This is a genomic window from Aquabacterium sp., from assembly GCF_036279675.1.
Lineage (GTDB): Bacteria > Pseudomonadota > Gammaproteobacteria > Burkholderiales > Burkholderiaceae_C > Aquabacterium.
Window position 1 is genome coordinate 20,948 of record NZ_DASUIS010000110.1, and the last position, 16,950, is coordinate 37,897.

Annotated in this window: 8 protein-coding genes; 4 read left to right on the plus strand and 4 right to left on the minus strand. The window is 63.9% G+C overall.

What is annotated here, in order from left to right:
• The first annotated feature begins 1 nt into the window (after position 1).
• Positions 2-8,476, plus strand: a complete 8,475-nt coding sequence (locus VFW93_RS13120; RefSeq protein ID WP_329694437.1) for a GH36-type glycosyl hydrolase domain-containing protein — start codon at positions 2-4, stop codon at positions 8,474-8,476.
• Positions 8,477-8,500: 24 nt separating this feature from the next.
• Here the strand turns inward: VFW93_RS13120 and VFW93_RS13125 are convergent, their stop codons facing one another.
• Together VFW93_RS13125 and VFW93_RS13130 are read right to left on the minus strand one after the other, a co-directional pair.
• The gene (locus tag VFW93_RS13125; RefSeq protein ID WP_329694438.1) at positions 8,501-9,391 is read right to left on the minus strand and encodes an OmpA family protein; all 891 of its coding nucleotides are present in this window, start codon (positions 9,389-9,391) and stop codon (positions 8,501-8,503) included.
• A 22-nt stretch (positions 9,392-9,413) separates the two neighbouring features.
• The gene (locus VFW93_RS13130; protein ID WP_329694439.1) at positions 9,414-9,815 is read right to left on the minus strand and encodes a DUF4398 domain-containing protein; all 402 of its coding nucleotides are present in this window, start codon (positions 9,813-9,815) and stop codon (positions 9,414-9,416) included.
• 254 nt (positions 9,816-10,069) lie between these two features.
• On the opposite strand from VFW93_RS13130, the gene VFW93_RS13135 reads away from it, so the two are divergent.
• Complete coding sequence (locus VFW93_RS13135; RefSeq protein ID WP_329694440.1) at positions 10,070-10,612, plus strand: lipid-binding SYLF domain-containing protein; 543 nt, start codon at positions 10,070-10,072, stop codon at positions 10,610-10,612.
• A 3-nt stretch (positions 10,613-10,615) separates the two neighbouring features.
• On the opposite strand, the gene VFW93_RS13140 is transcribed toward VFW93_RS13135, so the two are convergent.
• Complete coding sequence (locus tag VFW93_RS13140; RefSeq protein ID WP_329694441.1) at positions 10,616-11,248, minus strand: glutathione S-transferase; 633 nt, start codon at positions 11,246-11,248, stop codon at positions 10,616-10,618.
• Positions 11,245-12,102 carry a glutathione-dependent disulfide-bond oxidoreductase gene (gene yghU, locus VFW93_RS13145; RefSeq protein ID WP_329694442.1) on the minus strand — a complete coding sequence of 286 codons (858 nt, stop codon included), beginning with the start codon at positions 12,100-12,102 and terminating at the stop codon, positions 11,245-11,247. The genes VFW93_RS13140 and yghU overlap by 4 nt, the downstream gene beginning before the upstream one ends.
• Before the next feature lie 145 nt (positions 12,103-12,247).
• On the opposite strand from yghU, the gene VFW93_RS13150 reads away from it, so the two are divergent.
• Positions 12,248-13,285 carry an ABC transporter substrate-binding protein gene (locus VFW93_RS13150; RefSeq protein WP_329694443.1) on the plus strand — a complete coding sequence of 346 codons (1,038 nt, stop codon included), beginning with the start codon at positions 12,248-12,250 and terminating at the stop codon, positions 13,283-13,285.
• Positions 13,285-16,827: a response regulator gene (locus VFW93_RS13155; RefSeq protein ID WP_329694453.1), complete on the plus strand. Its 3,543-nt coding sequence runs from the start codon at positions 13,285-13,287 to the stop codon at positions 16,825-16,827. The genes VFW93_RS13150 and VFW93_RS13155 overlap by 1 nt, the downstream gene beginning before the upstream one ends.
• Positions 16,828-16,950: the final 123 nt, after the last annotated feature.

Consider the following 16,950-nt stretch of genomic DNA (forward strand, 5'->3'; position numbering starts at 1 on the left):
CATGACGCCATCTGCCCTTCGACAACTGATACCCCAGGCACCCGAAGTCTTGTGCCACGTGCTGGACGGCAAGCGAGGGCCGGTCGAGCCTCCCATCAGATCCGAGATATTCGGCCCTGTGCGCTTTGCCCAACACGGACGCAGCCTGGGGCAGACACACCGAGCGGCACTGGCCAGCTCTCGCGCTGCCAACTTCTTTCCCCGTCTGCATGACAACATACAGACCTTGAGAGAAGCGCAGCGCTACATCGGCGAGCAAGCAGCCACAGGCTATGACATCAGCCCGGCTGCAGAGTGGCTGCTCGACAACTTCCATCTGATCGAGGCCCAACTCAAGGAAGTACACGAGGGCTTGCCACGCAGCTACTTCAGGTCACTGCCCATGTTGGTGGACGCGCCACTGGCCGGCTTGCCGCGCGTCTATGGTGTGGCCTGGGCTTTCGTGGCCCACACCGATGGTGCATTTGATGAAGATCTGCTGACGCAGTTTCTGCTTGCCTACCAGGAAACCCGGGAGCTCAACCTCAGCGAAATGTGGGCCCTGCCCACCACGCTGCGCGTGGTGCTGATCGAGAACTTGCGGCGGCTCGCGGAACGCGTGGCCACCAGCAAGGCAGCCCGAGAGGCCGCCAACCTCTGTTGCGATCGCATCGAGACCTACACCCTGCATGCGCTCGACGAGCTGTTGACCTTGATCCGGATGCGAGGTGCGGGGCAGGTCTTTCTGGTGCAGATGGCACAGCGCCTGCAGGATCGTCGATCCCCGGCTGACGGCGCACACCACGCGCGCTATCACGCCTGGCTGCGCAACGCCTTGCCGGATCTCGCTGCCGCGCAAGCCCAGCAAAACGCCGATCAGGCAGCCGACAACCTCAGCGTCAGCAACGCCGTGACTTCCCTGCGAAGCATCACCGATGCGGAGTGGACCGACATCGTGAGCCAGACCAGCGCCATGATGCAACTGATGTTGAGCTCGCCAGTCTTCAAGGCTGAGCATGCGCAAACAAGAGACCAGACCCTGCACGCCATCGAGCAGCTGGCACGGCGCAGTGGGCGCAGCGAAGTAGCCGTTGCCCACACACTCCTGGGCTTGATGCATCCGGACATACCGGGCGCGGCCTCTACCTCGGTAGCCAGCCACTGGTTGATGGGTGAAGGGCGACGAACCCTGGTTCAGGCGCTGGGCATGCACGAGCGCATGGCGGTCTGGTGGTACGCGGCGCGAAGTCGGCTGGCGTTGCCGGCCTATCTGGGGGCGATGGTGACAGGCACGATCGGACTCGCCCTGTATCTGTGGGTTCGGATGCCTGCTGCCCACACCGGCGCACCGCCGCCTGAGTGGCTCACCTGGCTTGGCATCGCCTTGATGGCCGTACCATCTTCCGAAACCGTGGTGGCCATCCTCAACCGGCTCATCAGCGAATCGGCACGCCCCCGGCACCTACCCAGACTGGCGATGCCGGCTGGCATCCCTGCAGCTCACCGGGTGATGGTCGTCATACCTGCCCTGCTGACAGACGAGGCTTCCGTGAAGGCGTTGGTGCATCGGCTGCATCTGCATTTTCTCGCCAACGCGGAAAGTCAGGCCCAGTTCGCCCTGCTCACCGACTGGGGTGACGCAGACACCGTGCACTGCGCGACGGACCAGGCCCTGCTCGATCTGGCGGTCCAAGGCGTGGCAGCACTCAATGCGCGCCATCCTCGGCCCCTTTCGGAACAGCCGGAGACGGGCGATGCAGCCCGATTCATCGTGCTGCACCGCGAGCGTCTGTTCAGCCCATCCGAACAGCGCTGGATCGGTTGGGAGCGCAAGCGAGGCAAGCTCGCGCTGTTGATCTCGGCGCTGGCGGAAGGAACGAACGCCGCCTTCCTGAACCTGGGCGAGAGCTCCCGCATGGCCAGCGACGTGCGCTACATCGTCACGCTGGACAGCGACACGCAACTGCCACCCGGCAAGCTGCGCGAGCTGGTCGGCATTGCCGCCCACCCCCACAACCAGCCCGTGCTGGACAGCACGGGGCAACAGGTGGTGAAGGGCTACGCCATCCTGCAACCACGCACCGTGCCGCCCCTGCCTTCGCAGTGGAACATCACGCTCTACCACTGGCTGTTCGCGGGCCAGTGCGGCATCGACACGTACAGCACGACCAGTTCCGAGGTCTACCAGGATCTCTTCGGTGAAGGCTCCTTCAATGGCAAGGGACTGCTGAACGTGCAGGCCATGCATGCCGTGCTGTCTGATCGCCTGCCTGAAGGGCAGGTTCTGAGCCACGATCTGCTCGAAGGCGCCATGGCCCGCTGCGCCTCGGTCACGGACATCACGCTGATCGAGGAGTCGCCTTTTCACGCCGATGTGGCGGCCTCTCGCTTGCACCGCTGGACACGCGGAGACTGGCAGTTGCTGCCCTTTCTGCTGCAGCCCTGGCGCTATCACCTGCGCCCCATCAACATCTGGAAGATGTGCGACAACCTGCGGCGCTCGATGCTGGCACCTGCCAGCCTGGGCCTGCTGGTGCTTTCGCTGTGCGGGTTCATCGTGTCGCCATGGGCCGCGCTGCTCCTGATCACCCTCGCGGTATCGGCGGGGCCCATGATGGGCGCATTGGCAGGGCTGTCGCCCAGCCGGTATGACCTGGCCGTCCCGCATTTTCTCCACCGTGCCTGGATCGACGTCTTGCGCGTGCTGCTCGGCGGCGCATGGCATCTGGTGCAACTGCCTCAGCATGCCTTGATGGCAGCGGATGCCATCGCGCGCGCCTTGTTTCGCATGACCATCAGCCACCGGCACCTGCTGCAGTGGACCACCTCCGCCGCAGCGGCCAGCGGTGCGCGCATCCGTTGCCGCGATGTGCTGGCACAGCACCGGCGAGAACCCGTCGTTGCCCTGCTGCTCTTCACAGGCCTGGCGCTGTTCTTTCCCGCTCATTTGCCGCTGGCGGGCGCGCTGTGCCTGATGTGGGCCTGCGCACCCTTGACGACCTGGTGGGTCAGCCGGCCCCGGCCTCAACGCAGCGAAGCAGCCCTGTCGGGCGAAGAGGCAGCCTACCTGGAGGGGATTGCGCGCGATACCTGGCGCTACTTCGAGCGGTGCGTCGGCCACGCAGACAACCACCTCCCACCCGACAACCTGCAGACCGCGCCACACGATGAAATCGCACACCGCACCTCGCCCACCAATATCGGTCTGTATCTCCTGAGTGTGGCTTGCGCACGCCGATTTGGCTGGATCGGCACGGAAGACTTGATTGCCAGGTTGGAGTCCACGCTGCGCACCATGCACGCGCTGGCTCGCCACCATGGCCACTTCCTGAACTGGTACGACACTCAGACGCTGGCCCCCTTGCTGCCGATGTATCTGTCCACCGTGGACAGCGGCAACCTGTGCGGGCATCTGCTTGCTGTGGCTCAGTCCTGCAGGGAGCTCGCCGACGCGCCCTATGACAAGGCGGCGTCACAACAGGCGGTCAAGGCATCGACCGCCAGGCTGGCACCGTTTCTGGCTGCCAGAGCCCAACTCTCACAACGCATGCGCGACGAGCTCACCTGGCTCCTGGCCGATCACCGCAACACCACCCGCAGCGCTGGCAAGGACACGCAAGCCCGGCTGACTGAAAATGCAAAGACTTCGGAGCGCCCGCCGAGCCGCACGCGCCTGCTGGCACTGGCCGATGCCTTCGAGCAACTGGCCCTGGAGGCGGACTTCAAACTGCTCTACCACCCCAGAAGGCACCTCTTTCACCTTGGCTTGCGCGTCGCCGAGCAGCAGCTCGATGCTGGCTTTTATGACCTGCTGGCGTCGGAGGCCAGCCTGACAGGCCTGCTCGCCATCGCCAAGGGCGATGCGCCCGTGAGCCATTGGTCTGCACTGGGCCGACCGTATTACGCGCTGGGCACGGACATCGGCCTGCGCTCCTGGTCTGGCTCGATGTTCGAGTACCTGATGCCCGGCCTGGTGATGGACCAGCCTTACGGCAGCGTGCTGCGCAGTGCCTGCCACACGGCCCTTCAGGAGCAGATGGCCTTCACCAGCAGGCAAGGCATCCCCTGGGGGATCTCCGAGTCTGCTCACGCGGGCCGAGACCACACATTGGCGTATCAGTACGCGCCACACGGCGTACCCCGACTGGCCTTGAGGCGCACGCCCCCCGATGAACTGGTGATCGCACCCTACGCCACGGCGCTGGCCGCACAGCTGATGCCACGTTGTGCAACGATGAATTTCAAGGCCCTGCAAGAACTGGGGGCCAGAGCCAGATACGGCTTCATCGAGGCGCTGGACTACTCCCCGGGCCAGCAAGCCGATGGCGGCACCTGTACCTTGGTCCATACCTTCATGGCCCACCATCAAGGCATGACCATTGTGTCCTTGGCCAATGTCTTGCTGGATGGCGTGGCCCAACGCTGGGGCATGGCCCATGTGCAGATGGAAGCGGTGTCATCGCTTTTGCACGAACGCATGCCCCGCGAGATCTCCAACCTCTACGCGCCGCGCAACGGCCCCGCCACTCAAGTGCTCCAGGAGCGGCAGCCCGGCATGCTCAGAAGCATCACACCCGGAGAGAGGGCGATCGAGCCCACCCAGTTGCTGTCCAACGGTGACTACCATGTGAGCCTGCGCGCCAACGGGGCTGGAACAAGCCGACTGGGCGTCGTCGACATCACCAGATCACGAGACGACGCCCTGCGCGACGCCTATGGCAACTTCCTGTTCCTGCGACGCGCTTCGGATTCGGCACCCGTGTCACTCACGCAGCACCCCGCCCCCGATCCACAAGCCCAATACCACTGCACCTTTCACGCTGACCGGGTGTGCTTCGAGGCCAGTTGGTCGCAATGGCAGGTCCACACCACGGTATGGGTGAGCCCGGAGGACAACATCGAGTTTCGGCAGGTCGAGTTGCGCAGCCACAGTGACGGTGTGCTCGACATCGAATTGATGTCCATGTTCGAAGTGGCCCTGAGTGCGGCTCGTGCAGACGAAGCGCACCCGGCTTTCGCCAATCTCTTTGTGCAGGCGAGATGGCATGTCGATCAACAGGCTTTGTTTTTCAAGCGGCGCCCTCGCCTGCCCACCGAGCAGACCCTGGTGGCCGCCCATTTTCTGGCCGAATCCGACCCGCAAGTACTGAGCGTGAACACGCTGACAGACCGCCAGGCCTGGTCAGGGAGAAACCGCCACGTGAGCCAGGCTGCAGCCGCATTTGAGCCCTTGCAGCCGCACCAGCAAGGTGAGAACACCAGGACGTGCGACACCGGGCTTGATCCCATCTGCGCCTTGAGCGTGAGGCTGCGCCTGCCCCCCCATGGCAAGGCCGTGCTGACCTTTGCGACGGCCGCTTCGGAGAGCAACGCCACGCTGCATGCGGTGATCGACAAGTACCGCCAGCACAGCCACGTCAAGCGGGCCTCCATGATGTCTGCCACCTTGACCAGCATCCGTTTGCGCGCCTTGCGGGTCACCCCGGAGAACTTCGCGGCCATTCAAAGCCTGAGCACCGCCTTGCTGCTGAACCTCACCAGACCACACTTGCGAACGCCTCAGGCTGGAGCACAGGCACCTGGTGCGCAGGACCGCAGTCTCCTGTGGCGTCTGGGCATTGCGGGCGATCGCCCCATCATTCTGGTTTCTGCCGGCGTGATGCAGGGCCAGAGCCTGTTACGTGCCCTGGCACAAGGCCTGCGCATATGGTCCTGGGCAGGTGTGGCCTGCGATCTGGTCATTGTCAACGGCGAGGCCAACTCCTACTTCATGCCGTTGCACCATGAACTCACGGCACAACGGGATCGTTATCTCAATGAGATGGGCACGGCGCCCGCCACCTCGAGCCAGCCCCGCAACGGCTACCACGTGCTGCACGCCGATGAACTCTCCGCCGACGAGCGGCAGACCCTGGAAAGCCTGGCTCGCCTGCGTCTGCAAGCCGATGGCAGACCGCTTCAGCACCATGTGCTGGAATGGACCACTGAACACGAACAAGCTCAGGCCGACCGCACCGACGTGGCCATCACCACGATCCCGGTCACGACAGGCACGCCCCTTCGCGTCACGCCATCCACAGGGCACTTCGCAGGCAGCAGCGGTGAATTCGAGTTCGACGTCAGCATGCGCCTGCGACCAACACGCCCCTGGATCAATGTCATCGCCAATCCGGACTTCGGCACGCACGTCTCGGAAGCAGGCGGCGGCTATACCTGGGCGCGCAACAGCCGCTCCATGCAGATCACACCGTGGGCGAACGACCCCGTTGGCGATCCACCCTCGGAGTCGTGGCTGCTGCAGGACTGCGCAACGATGGAGGCAAGGAGCCTCTCGCCTTCTGCCTGGGGAGCCCCCGCCGCATACCGGGTTACCCACGGACAAGGCTACAGCCGCATCCAGCACGAACACGACGGGTTGGCCATTGATGTTGTCTGGTGTGTGGACGAGACCGCATCGGTCAAACAAGTTCACATCACGCTCGTCAACCAAGGACGGGAGGCACGCGCCTTGAGGCTGATCGGCCTGGTCGAATGGCAGATGGGTGCCGGCCGCGCGGACCGGAGTTCGGTTCACACCTCGCCACATCGCCAGATGAATGCTGGCGAGAAACTCACCGCCCTGATGGCGACACAACAGGAACGCCAGACTGGCTTTGGCCAAGGCACGGCCTTCCTGGCCCTGCTCACACCCGAAGGCGAAGCCGACGATTGGACCTGCGACCGACGTGAATGCTTTGACACCTCCGGGCGCCTTGTGTTGCCGGCCTACTTCGGCCGACGCAGCGGCAAGGGGCTGGATCCCTGCGCTGCACTGTCCAGCCATTTCACGCTGGCACCAGGCGCAACCGTCTCGCGTACCTTCCTGATCGGCTACGCGTCGTCACTGCATGAAGCCGTACAGCTCGCCAACACCGCCACAGCCTCGTCGGCCCGCAGCCGTCTGCTGCAATCGCAGGCGCGCTGGAACACGCTGCTGAACGCCACCACCGTGAAGACGCCGGACCCCTTGTTCGACGTGATGGTCAATCGCTGGCTGCTGTATCAGACCGTTTCGTGCAGGCTGTGGGCCAAGTCGGGCTTGTATCAGGCCGGCGGTGCCACGGGCTTTCGCGATCAGTTGCAAGACGCCATGGCGCTGTCGTGGGCTGCACCGGATCGCTTGCGCAACCAGATCACGCTGTGCGCCTCACGCCAGTTCGTGGAGGGTGACGTGCAGCACTGGTGGCATGCGCCAGGTGGCGCCGGCGTGCGGACCCACTTTTCCGATGACCTGCTCTGGCTCCCCTATGCCTGTGCGCATTACCTGCGCACCACGGGCGACGCCAGCCTGCTGTCTGAGGACGTCCCCTTCCTGAACGGCGCGGCCATACCGGAAGGTGCCGAAGACGCCTACTACACACCTGGCATCAGCACCCAGCGCGCCTCGGTTTACGAACACGCTGCGCGGGCCATCGATCACAGCCTGGCACTGGGGCAACATGGTTTGCCCCTGATGGGCACCGGCGACTGGAACGACGGCATGAACCGCGTCGGGCACGAGGGCAAAGGTGAATCCGTATGGCTGGGATGGCTGCTGTGCAGCGTGGTCTCAGACTTCATCCCACTGGCACAAGCACGCGGTGACACCGAACGTGCGCGGCGCTGGGCCAGCAGTGCGCAGGGCTGGAAGGGCGCGCTCAACGACACGGCCTGGGATGGCCGGTGGTTCAAGCGGGCCTACTTCGACGATGGGCAGGCGCTGGGTTCACACTTGAACGAAGAAGCCCGCATTGACCTGATCGCACAGGCCTGGGCTGTCCTGTCAGGTGCGGCACTGCCAGAGCTGCAATACGTGGCCATGGCATCGGTGGACACGCATCTGGTCGACCACGAAGCCGGCCTCATCAAGCTGCTGGCACCGCCGCTGGTACATGCCAGGCCCAGTGCAGGGTATATCCAGGCCTATCCGCCAGGTGTGCGAGAAAACGGCGGCCAGTATTCTCATGCGGGCGTGTGGGCGCTGATGGCATTGGCGGAACTGATCAGGCAGCATCCCCAGCTCGATACCACAGGCGAGTTGGCGGACAAGGTGTACCGCTATTTCACCTATCTGAGCCCCGCGCACAGAGCCGCTCATCCAACTCATGGCCCGGCTTACGGGATCGAACCCTATGTCATGGCCGGCGATGTATACAGCCAGCCTCCGTATACGGGCAGAGGTGGATGGAGCTGGTACACCGGCTCGGCTTCCTGGCTGCACAGAGCGGCCATCGAGGCCATCTTCGGCCTGCAGATCAAAGCCAACACCCTCAGCTTCATGCCCTGCCTCCCACCGCATTGGCAAACAGCCGAGCTGACCCTGCAACGAGAGGGGCGCGCCCTGCACTTCATCCTGAGCCGCGCGCCGGCATCCGTTCACGGCGAACACCTGCAGTTGCAAGCCGGTGAAGCGCTGGATTGGCGGGCAGCACCCGCACACGCCGTTTACGTGGTGCCCTTGCCGATGTCCCCGCACTGATCGGCACGGTGGACATCTCGCAACTCAACGAGGGGCAATGCGCCCATCTTCACCCGACAGGACGATCTCGACGCGGCGATTCAGACTGCGGCCTTGCGCGTCACCATTGCCCGATACGGGATAGGCTTCCCCGTAGGCATGCGTATCGATACGCGTACGCGCCACACCCGACTGCACCAGCACGGCCATCACCGCATCAGCGCGCCTGCGGGACAAAAGCTGGTTGTGTTCGGTGGTGCCGGTGCTGTCGGTGAAGCCCTCTATCAACAGCCTGCGGTCCGGATGCTGCGCCAGAAAGTTGGACAACTTCTCGAGGTCCCGCACACCGCGGGCCTTGAGGCTGGCGGCATCCGTATCAAACAGCACATCGCCGATGGTGATCACCAGGCCACGCGCTGTCTGCCTCGCGTTCAGGTCCTTCAGCTGTGCCTCCAGTTCGCGGTTGCGTGCCTGCGCATCCTGGCTGAGCTGAAGCGATGTGGCTGCCTGCAATGTGGCGGCGCTGGCCTGCTGCTGAGCAGCCTCGGCCTGCTTCTGTGCCATGTCGGCTTCGTCCGTGCGGGCGCGCAAGCGGATCTGATCCCGCCTGGAGCGGGCCTGAGACAGTTCGGCATCCGAGCCTCGCTGATTGGCCAACTCCCTTGCGATGGCCACCCTTTGGCGGGCAATGTAGGCCAGATGGTTGATCTCGCTGGGGTCAGCGGACTTGCGCGCGGCCTCATTGGCGCGCTCCAGCGCGTCGCTGGCCTGCTTGAGCTCTACCGCAGCCAGTTGTGCCACAGCGGGGCTGCCTTCTGCCACGCTGTAATCGCTGCGCGCCTGATCCAGGGCCACATTGGTCCCTGCCGGGGTATTGCATCCGGCCAGCACAGCCAAGGTCAGGGCCGTGAGCGTGAGTGTTCGAAAGTTGATCATGTCTACTCCTGTTGATGCGGGTTCACTTGCTCTTGCGTTCGAGCTCTTCGCGCAGTACGCGGCTGTCCTCCTGAACCACGCCGGCGGCCTTGCCTGCTCGGCTGGATTGCGCCTTCGCTTCAGCCAGTTGGGCGTCCACCTGGGCCTCCAGTGCCAGCTTGCGGGCGACCTCATAGTCCTTGCCCTGCATCGCGATACGCGCACCTTCCAGCTTGTCGCGCGCCAGTCGCATCTCCATCGGTGCTGCCTCGCCCGCTCCCGCCGTGACCGCGCGAGCAAGGGCCGCCGTGGAAACGGCCAACTGCTCGGTGGGTGGTGGCGTGGTGGCGCAGGCGGCCACCCATACCCCGGTGACCATGACGGCCGCCAACAGGCCAAACTTGCCGACCAGCGCCTGGACGCGGGGGTTGTCTTGGGTTTCCATGAACCACTCCTTATATGCAAAGTGGTTCAGGTTGGGCTCGCGCTACGCCCATGTCTGTGCGCTAACGAACTGTGATCAAGGGGCGATATGCCTAGTCTGCATACAGGTGCCCGATCGACACCGCGCACTTGCCATCCGGCAAGGCGGCGTCGATGACAGGGGCCGTCAATGACTCAACTCTTTTCTGGAGAACAACGATGCTGCATCAGCCCACCTCAACTTCATGCAACGACAAGGCGATTCATCGCCGATCCATGGTCCAGATGATCGGCATCACCGCTGCGGCCTTCGCGCTGACGGCATTCAACGGCGCGGCCGTGGCGGCTTCGGCAGAAGACCTCAACAAGGATGCAGCCCAGGCCCTGCAATCGCTCTACAAGACCAGCCCTTTGGCCGCGGAGCTGTCCAAGAAAGCCAAGGCCGTGCTGGTGTTCCCCAAGATCATCAAGGCAGGCCTGGTATTTGGTGGCAGCTATGGTGAAGGCACCCTGAACAAGAACAACGGCGTCACGGAGTACTACAACTCGGTGTCGGCTTCCTGGGGTTGGCAATTGGGCGCCGAATCCTACGGGTACGTGGTCTTCCTCGTCAGTGACAAGGCCGTACGCTACCTGGAGGAATCCAAGGGCTGGGAGATCGGTGTGGGCCCGACCGTGGTCGTGGTCAACGAAGGCATCGCCAAGAACTTGTCCTCGTCGACCCTGAAGGACGATGCCTATGCCTTCATCTTCGACCAGCAAGGCCTGATGGTGAGCGTGAGCATCGAAGGCACCAAGATCTCGCGCATCAAGCGTTGAGTCCTACAGCGACATGGATGGCCGCAAGGCCATGGCCGCCCGCCACCGCTGCAGGTGGGGGTGTTGCTCGCCGGGCTTGACCTTCACCACGCGTGCAAAGTCAACGGCCACCACGGCCGTGATGTCAGCCACGCTGAAGCGCCCGGCGGCGATGAACTCGCGCCCCGCCAGCCGCTCGTTGAGGTCAATGAAGAACTGCTGCACACGGGCCTGCCCACGTTGCGCCAGTTCCGGGATCTGCGGGTAGTTCACGGGCCCGGGCAAGGCCCGGTTGGCCATGGCGGGCGTGCTGTTGCGCAAGGCCTCTGCAATGGCCAGCAGGCCTTCGAACTCCATGCGCCAGTTCCAGCTGGCGATCTCGGCCTTCTCTTCGGGTGTGTCACCCAGCAAGGCAGGCTGAGGGTAGCGGGCTTCCACATAGGCGGTGATGGCGGCGTTGTCCGTCAACACGAGGCCCTCTTCGGTACGCAAGGCCGGCACGGTGCACTGCGGGTTCACCTGACGGAAAGCCTCACTGAGCTGCTCGCCGGTGCGCAAGTCCACCTGCACGGTGTCATGGGTGATACCCTTCTCGGCCAGCAGGATGCGGGCTCGGCGAGGGCTTGGCGCGGTCGCACAATCGTAGAGGGTGATCATCGGGCTGGCACCTTGTCGAAATCGCCGGCGTCATGGCGCTCAGGCAGCTGGCTGGAAGGGTCACCCCAGTTGCGGTTGACCATGCGCCCACGTCTGGCGGCCGGGCGTTGCGCAATCTTGTCTGCCCAGGCCACCACGTGGGTGTAGTCCTGCACCTGCAGGAACTCGCCCGCGCCATAGATCTGACCTTTGACCAGGGCGCCATACCAGGGCCACACGGCGATGTCGGCGATGGTGTAGTCCTCGCCCGCGAGGTAGGGACTCTCGGCCAGGCGGCGATTGAGCACGTCCAGCTGACGCTTGACTTCCATCGCGTAGCGGTCAATCGCGTATTCGATCTTGATGGGCGCATACGCGTAAAAGTGGCCGAAGCCGCCTCCCAGGAAGGGCGCACTGCCCATCTGCCAGAACAACCACGACAGGCACTCGGCACGCTGGGGCATGGTGGTCGGCAACAAGGCACCGAACTTCTCGGCCAGGTACAGCAAGATCGCGCCGGATTCGAAAACACGAATGGGCTCCGGGCCGCTGCGGTCCATCAAGGCCGGGATCTTGGAGTTCGGATTCACGTCAACGAAGCCGCTGCCGAATTGGGCGCCCTCCTTGATCGGAATCAGCCAGGCGTCGTACTCGGCACCGGCATGCCCCAGCGCCAGCAACTCTTCCAGCATCACCGTGACCTTGACACCATTGGGCGTGGCCAATGAATACAACTGCAAGGGGTGCTTGCCAACCGGCAAGGTCTTGTCATGCGTGGGGCCGGCAACGGGCCGGTTGATGTTGGCGAACTGGCCGCCGTTTTCCTTCTGCCAGGTCCAGATGGCGGGCGGCGTGTAAGCGGAGGGGTCTGTCATGCATGGGTCTCCAGGCACCAAAAGCTGCGAAACAGTCTACCTGCCGGCCAAAAGCCTTGCCTGGGCAGGCTCGGTTGACGCTGATTCTGGCTTCATGGCAAACTGCCCCGCAAACCCACAAAGCCATCACAGGGATACCCCACACATGCTCTGGCTACGCCGTCGCACTGTCTTGCTGGCCGGTGCCGGACTGGCCTCCCTGTCCGCTTTCCCGCGCGCCGCAAATGCCCAGGTCCAAGAGCTCATGGACCTCGTGCTCGCCACCCCTGGCCCTGGCAGTTCCGTGTCCACCATCCCGGAGCTGGCCGTCAAGATTGGCGCAGACCGGGCCGAAGGCGTGTCACTGCGCCTGAAGTTCGTCGGTGGAGGCGGCATCGCCATCCGCGAGGTGCTGAGTGGCAACGCCCATTTTGGCGTGTTCGGCGCCACGGCCGCCATGAACGAAAACCTGCGTGAACCGCGTCTGGTGGCCTTGTCGGCGGTCGAGAACCGCGCGCCCTTGTCCCTCATGGTGCGAAACGGGCTGGCGGGACAGGTCAAGCGCGTGGCAGATCTGCGGGGCCGCGTGGTAGGCATCCACAGCAACTCCCTGAGCACCACCACCAATGGTCAGCAATTCCTGAACCTGCTGCTACGCCAACATGGTGTCGCAGCAGACAGCGTGAAGCAGGTGGCGGCCGGCCAGTCATGGGACACCCAGTCCAGCGCGCTGCGTAGCCAGGTGGTGGACGCCGTCGTGTCCGAAGAGCCCTTCGGCTTGCGCATGGAGCAGGAAGGCCTGGCCTATCCCCTGGTTCGCCTGGGCACGTCTGACAGCCGCGAGCCTTTGCCAGGCGAAGGCTTCCTGCGCGGCACGCTCATCACGCAACGCAGCCTGGTGGACGCACAAGCTCAAGCAGTGCAACGCATGGTCAAGGTGATCCAACGCACACTGGCCTGGCGCAAGACGCACACGGCCCAGGAGATCGTGAGCGTACTGGGGCTGAGTGGTGCCGAGGCATCTGCCTTTCTGGCCATGCTCAAACAATACCCGAACCAGTTCAGTGAGGATGGCAAGTTCTCTGACGCTCAGATTCAACAGACCGATGCGTTCTTCCGTGAAAGCGCTGGTGCGTCGCCACAGGCCACAGGCTATCGTTTCAACAACATGATCGATGCCCGCTGGGCTGGACGCAAGCCGTGATGGAGCGGAGCCAGGCAGACGCGACATCGTATCGATCGGGCGCAGCGCTGACCTTCAGGCTACTGGCCATCCTGCTGCTGATCTTCGTGGTGGTGGCCGCAGGCTTTGCCTTCGTGGCTCGGGCAGGCATTGAACGAGAGCGCACGCAGCAGCTGAGCGATTCCAGAGCGCACTTTTCCGCCAGGTTGGCTGAACTGGATCAAGGCTGGCGCAACAATGCCTATGCCTTGGCCCAGCAGCTGGATTTGTGGCAATCGGGCGCGCAACCGGCCTCTCGTGATGTGCATGACGCACGCATGCGAACCCTGCTCATCACCCTGCTGGATCAAAGCGACTTCACGCATCTCGCCATACAGGATCTGCGAGGCCACACCCTCTTCCGTTTTGGCTCCCGGTCACAAGACATGCCCGACGCCAGGCCCATGTCAGCCGATGGCACACAGGCGATCGGTGCACTGGGATGGGCCTACAGCGAACTCGACCGCACGATCTATCGGGTCATCGAAGGACCTGTTCGTTACCGGAACGAGCCCGCACGCATGCTGGTTTACGTGCCACTCGACAATGCCCTGCTGGGACGCCTGACCTATCCCAGCACATCGCTGCTCCTTCGCCACCAGAATGCGGTGACGGCCAACTCGTCCCCCGTGGCTTCGCAGGCCCGAACGTCCAGCGAGATCCTGCAAGCGCAGCAACTCTTGCCATGGGACTCCCTGCCCAACGCGCCTCAATTGCAGATCAACCGGCAATTCGAAGCGCCGTTGTCGCCCGGCCACTGGCTGCTGGCCTTGGCCGTGTGCGGCACCAGCTACATCCTGCTGGGCTGGTTCGTGCTGGGTCGCTGGATCCGCCAGCAGGCGCAACGCCTGCAAGCACTCCGCAAGGCCGCAACAGCTTTCGCCGACGCCCCAGGGCAAGCCGAAGGATCCAGGGAACAGGCCGACTGGCTGGCACTGGCATCGAGCTCGCATGACGACATCGGCATGCTGGCCAACAGCCTCGCTGACATGATGCAGCGCATCGAGCAGGCCAGACAGGATCAGGCACGTGCACAGGCCCATCTGGCCGAACTCAACGTGGATCTGGAATCGCACGTGGCCACGCGCACCCGGCAGCTGGAAAGCGCCAACGCCAGCCTGGCCGAACAAGAGCGCTTCATTCGCACGGTGACCGACAGCATGCCCGGCATGATTGCCTATTGGGATGCGAACCTGAGCTGCCGCTTTGCCAATGCCGCCCACCTGACCTGGTTCGGGCAGCAGCCCCAAGACATGCTGGGCAAGCACCTGCGTGACGTACTGGGGCCGGACCTGTGGGCAATGGAAGAGGCCCGCATCCGGAAAGTACTGATGGGGCAACGTCAGGACGCGGTGCAGACACTGACCAAGGCGGATGGCGGCCAGGGCCACGTGCTGGCCAGCTTCATCCCCGATGTGGTCAACGGCGAGGTGCGCGGCTTCAACGTTGTGGTCTCCGATGTCACCGCGCTCCGACAGGCCGAGCTGCGCCTGTCGGCACTGAACGAGGAACTGGCCACACGCGCAGAGCAAGCCGAAGCAGCCAACCTGGCCAAGAGTTCCTTCCTGGCCAACATGAGCCACGAGATCCGCACGCCCATGAACGCCATCATCGGGCTGACCTACCTGATGGCACGCGACACCCGCGATGCCTTGCTTCGCGAACGCCTCGACAAGATCGATCAGGCCGCGAAACACCTGTTGCACGTGATCAACGACATTCTGGATCTGTCCAAGATCGAGGCGGGCAAGATGGAGCTGGAGGACATCGAGTTCTCGCTGGACGATCTGCTCACCCGGGTGTTCGAACTCGTGCGCGTGCCAGCCCATGACAAAGGCCTGGAGTTGATCGTGGACACCGATCACTTGCCCGGACGAATGCGCGGTGACCCGACACGCCTGGCGCAGTCCCTGATCAACCTGCTGGGCAATGCCGTGAAATTCACCACCAAGGGCTGGGTTCGCTTGCGTGGCGAGTTGCTGGCGCGTGAAGGCAAGCAACTGCATGTGCGCTTCGAGGTGCAGGACACTGGCGAAGGCATCGCCCTTGATCGGCAGGCCAGCCTGTTCCAGGCCTTCGAACAGGCTGACGCCTCCCTGACCCGACGACACGGTGGCACCGGACTGGGCCTGGCGCTGACCAAACGTCTGGCGGAGATGATGGGTGGGGAGATCGGCCTGCACAGCACGCCCGGCGCAGGTAGCACCTTCTGGTTCACGGCAAGACTGGGGCGGGTTCAGAGTGCCAGCGAAATGGCGGCGCCCATTGCACTGGATGGGCTTCGGGCCTTGCTGGTGGACGACCTCGCCGAAGCGCGCAAGGCACTGGATGACCGGCTGCAGATGCTGGGCATGAAGGTTGACACACTGGAAAGTGGCCAGGCGGCGCTGAACAAGGTGGACGCCGAGATGGCCGCAGGCCGTCCCTATGACGTCATGCTCATCGACTGGCGCATGGAGCCCATGGATGGCATCGACACACTGCGTCGGCTGTCGGCACAACTGGGTGCCGGCATGCCACCCAGCATCCTGGTGACCGCGTTTGACGAGCCGGAGATGCGGCAGCAGGCGCGCATGATCCGTTGCGACACGGTACTGGTCAAGCCCATCACGGCATCGGCGTTACAGGATGCGCTCGCACGTGTGTTGCGGCAACAAGCCACCAGACAGCACACCTCGTTGCCTGATCCCGGCGACGCGCAGGCCAGGCTCCAGAACCGCTATGCAGGCCAGCGCATCCTGCTGGCCGAAGACAACCCCATCAACCAGGAAGTGGCCTGCGAGTTGCTCACCAAGGCGGGCCTGGTGGTCGAAACAGCATCAGATGGCGCCACGGCCATCGAGCTGGTGCTGTCGCGCACCTACGATCTGGTATTGATGGATGTACAGATGCCGGTGATGGACGGCCTGAGCGCCACACGCGAGATACGCGCGCGCCTGGGCGAGCAGCTGCCCATCGTGGCCATGACCGCCAATGCGTTTGTGGAAGATCGCCGCAGTTGCCTGGATGCCGGCATGAATGACCACGTGAGCAAGCCAGTGGACCCGCGCGCACTCTACGCAACCTTGTTGCGCTGGCTGCCCTTGCGTCAGCGGGAATCGGAGCCCACGGATCCAGCCGACCATACCACTCAACCAGGCCTGAGCGACGACCAGCGCCTGGCCGAAAGCCTGGGGCGCATCAAGGGGTTGGACCTTGACGCAGCGCTGCTCAACGTGGGTGGCAGCTGGCCCTTGCTCGCGCGCGTGATGCACAACTTCGTACAGGTCTATGCACAAGGGGAGCCGACCTTCCTGCATGTACCAGGAGATGGCTCGACGGCGTCCTGGCGCCAGGCGTGCCACTCGCTGCGTGGCGCGGCTTCGACGGTTGGCGCACTGGCTTTGGCCGATCGCCTGCACAGCTTCGAGCTGGAACTGAGCGAAGCCATGCCACCGTCTACGACGCACCAAGCCACCGCCTTGCGGCTGCACGAAGAGCTGCGGGCGCTGGTTGCCGACCTGTCGGCCGCACTGCGGGCCTGATATATGCATGAGCACAGCGAAGTGCGCGTCGATTGACGCGTCAACCCACTGTGCCTGGCGACCACTTTCTGCTCGCCTTCCCCCACTCCCCCTCCACGAAAGCGTCATCCGTTCACGCGTGCA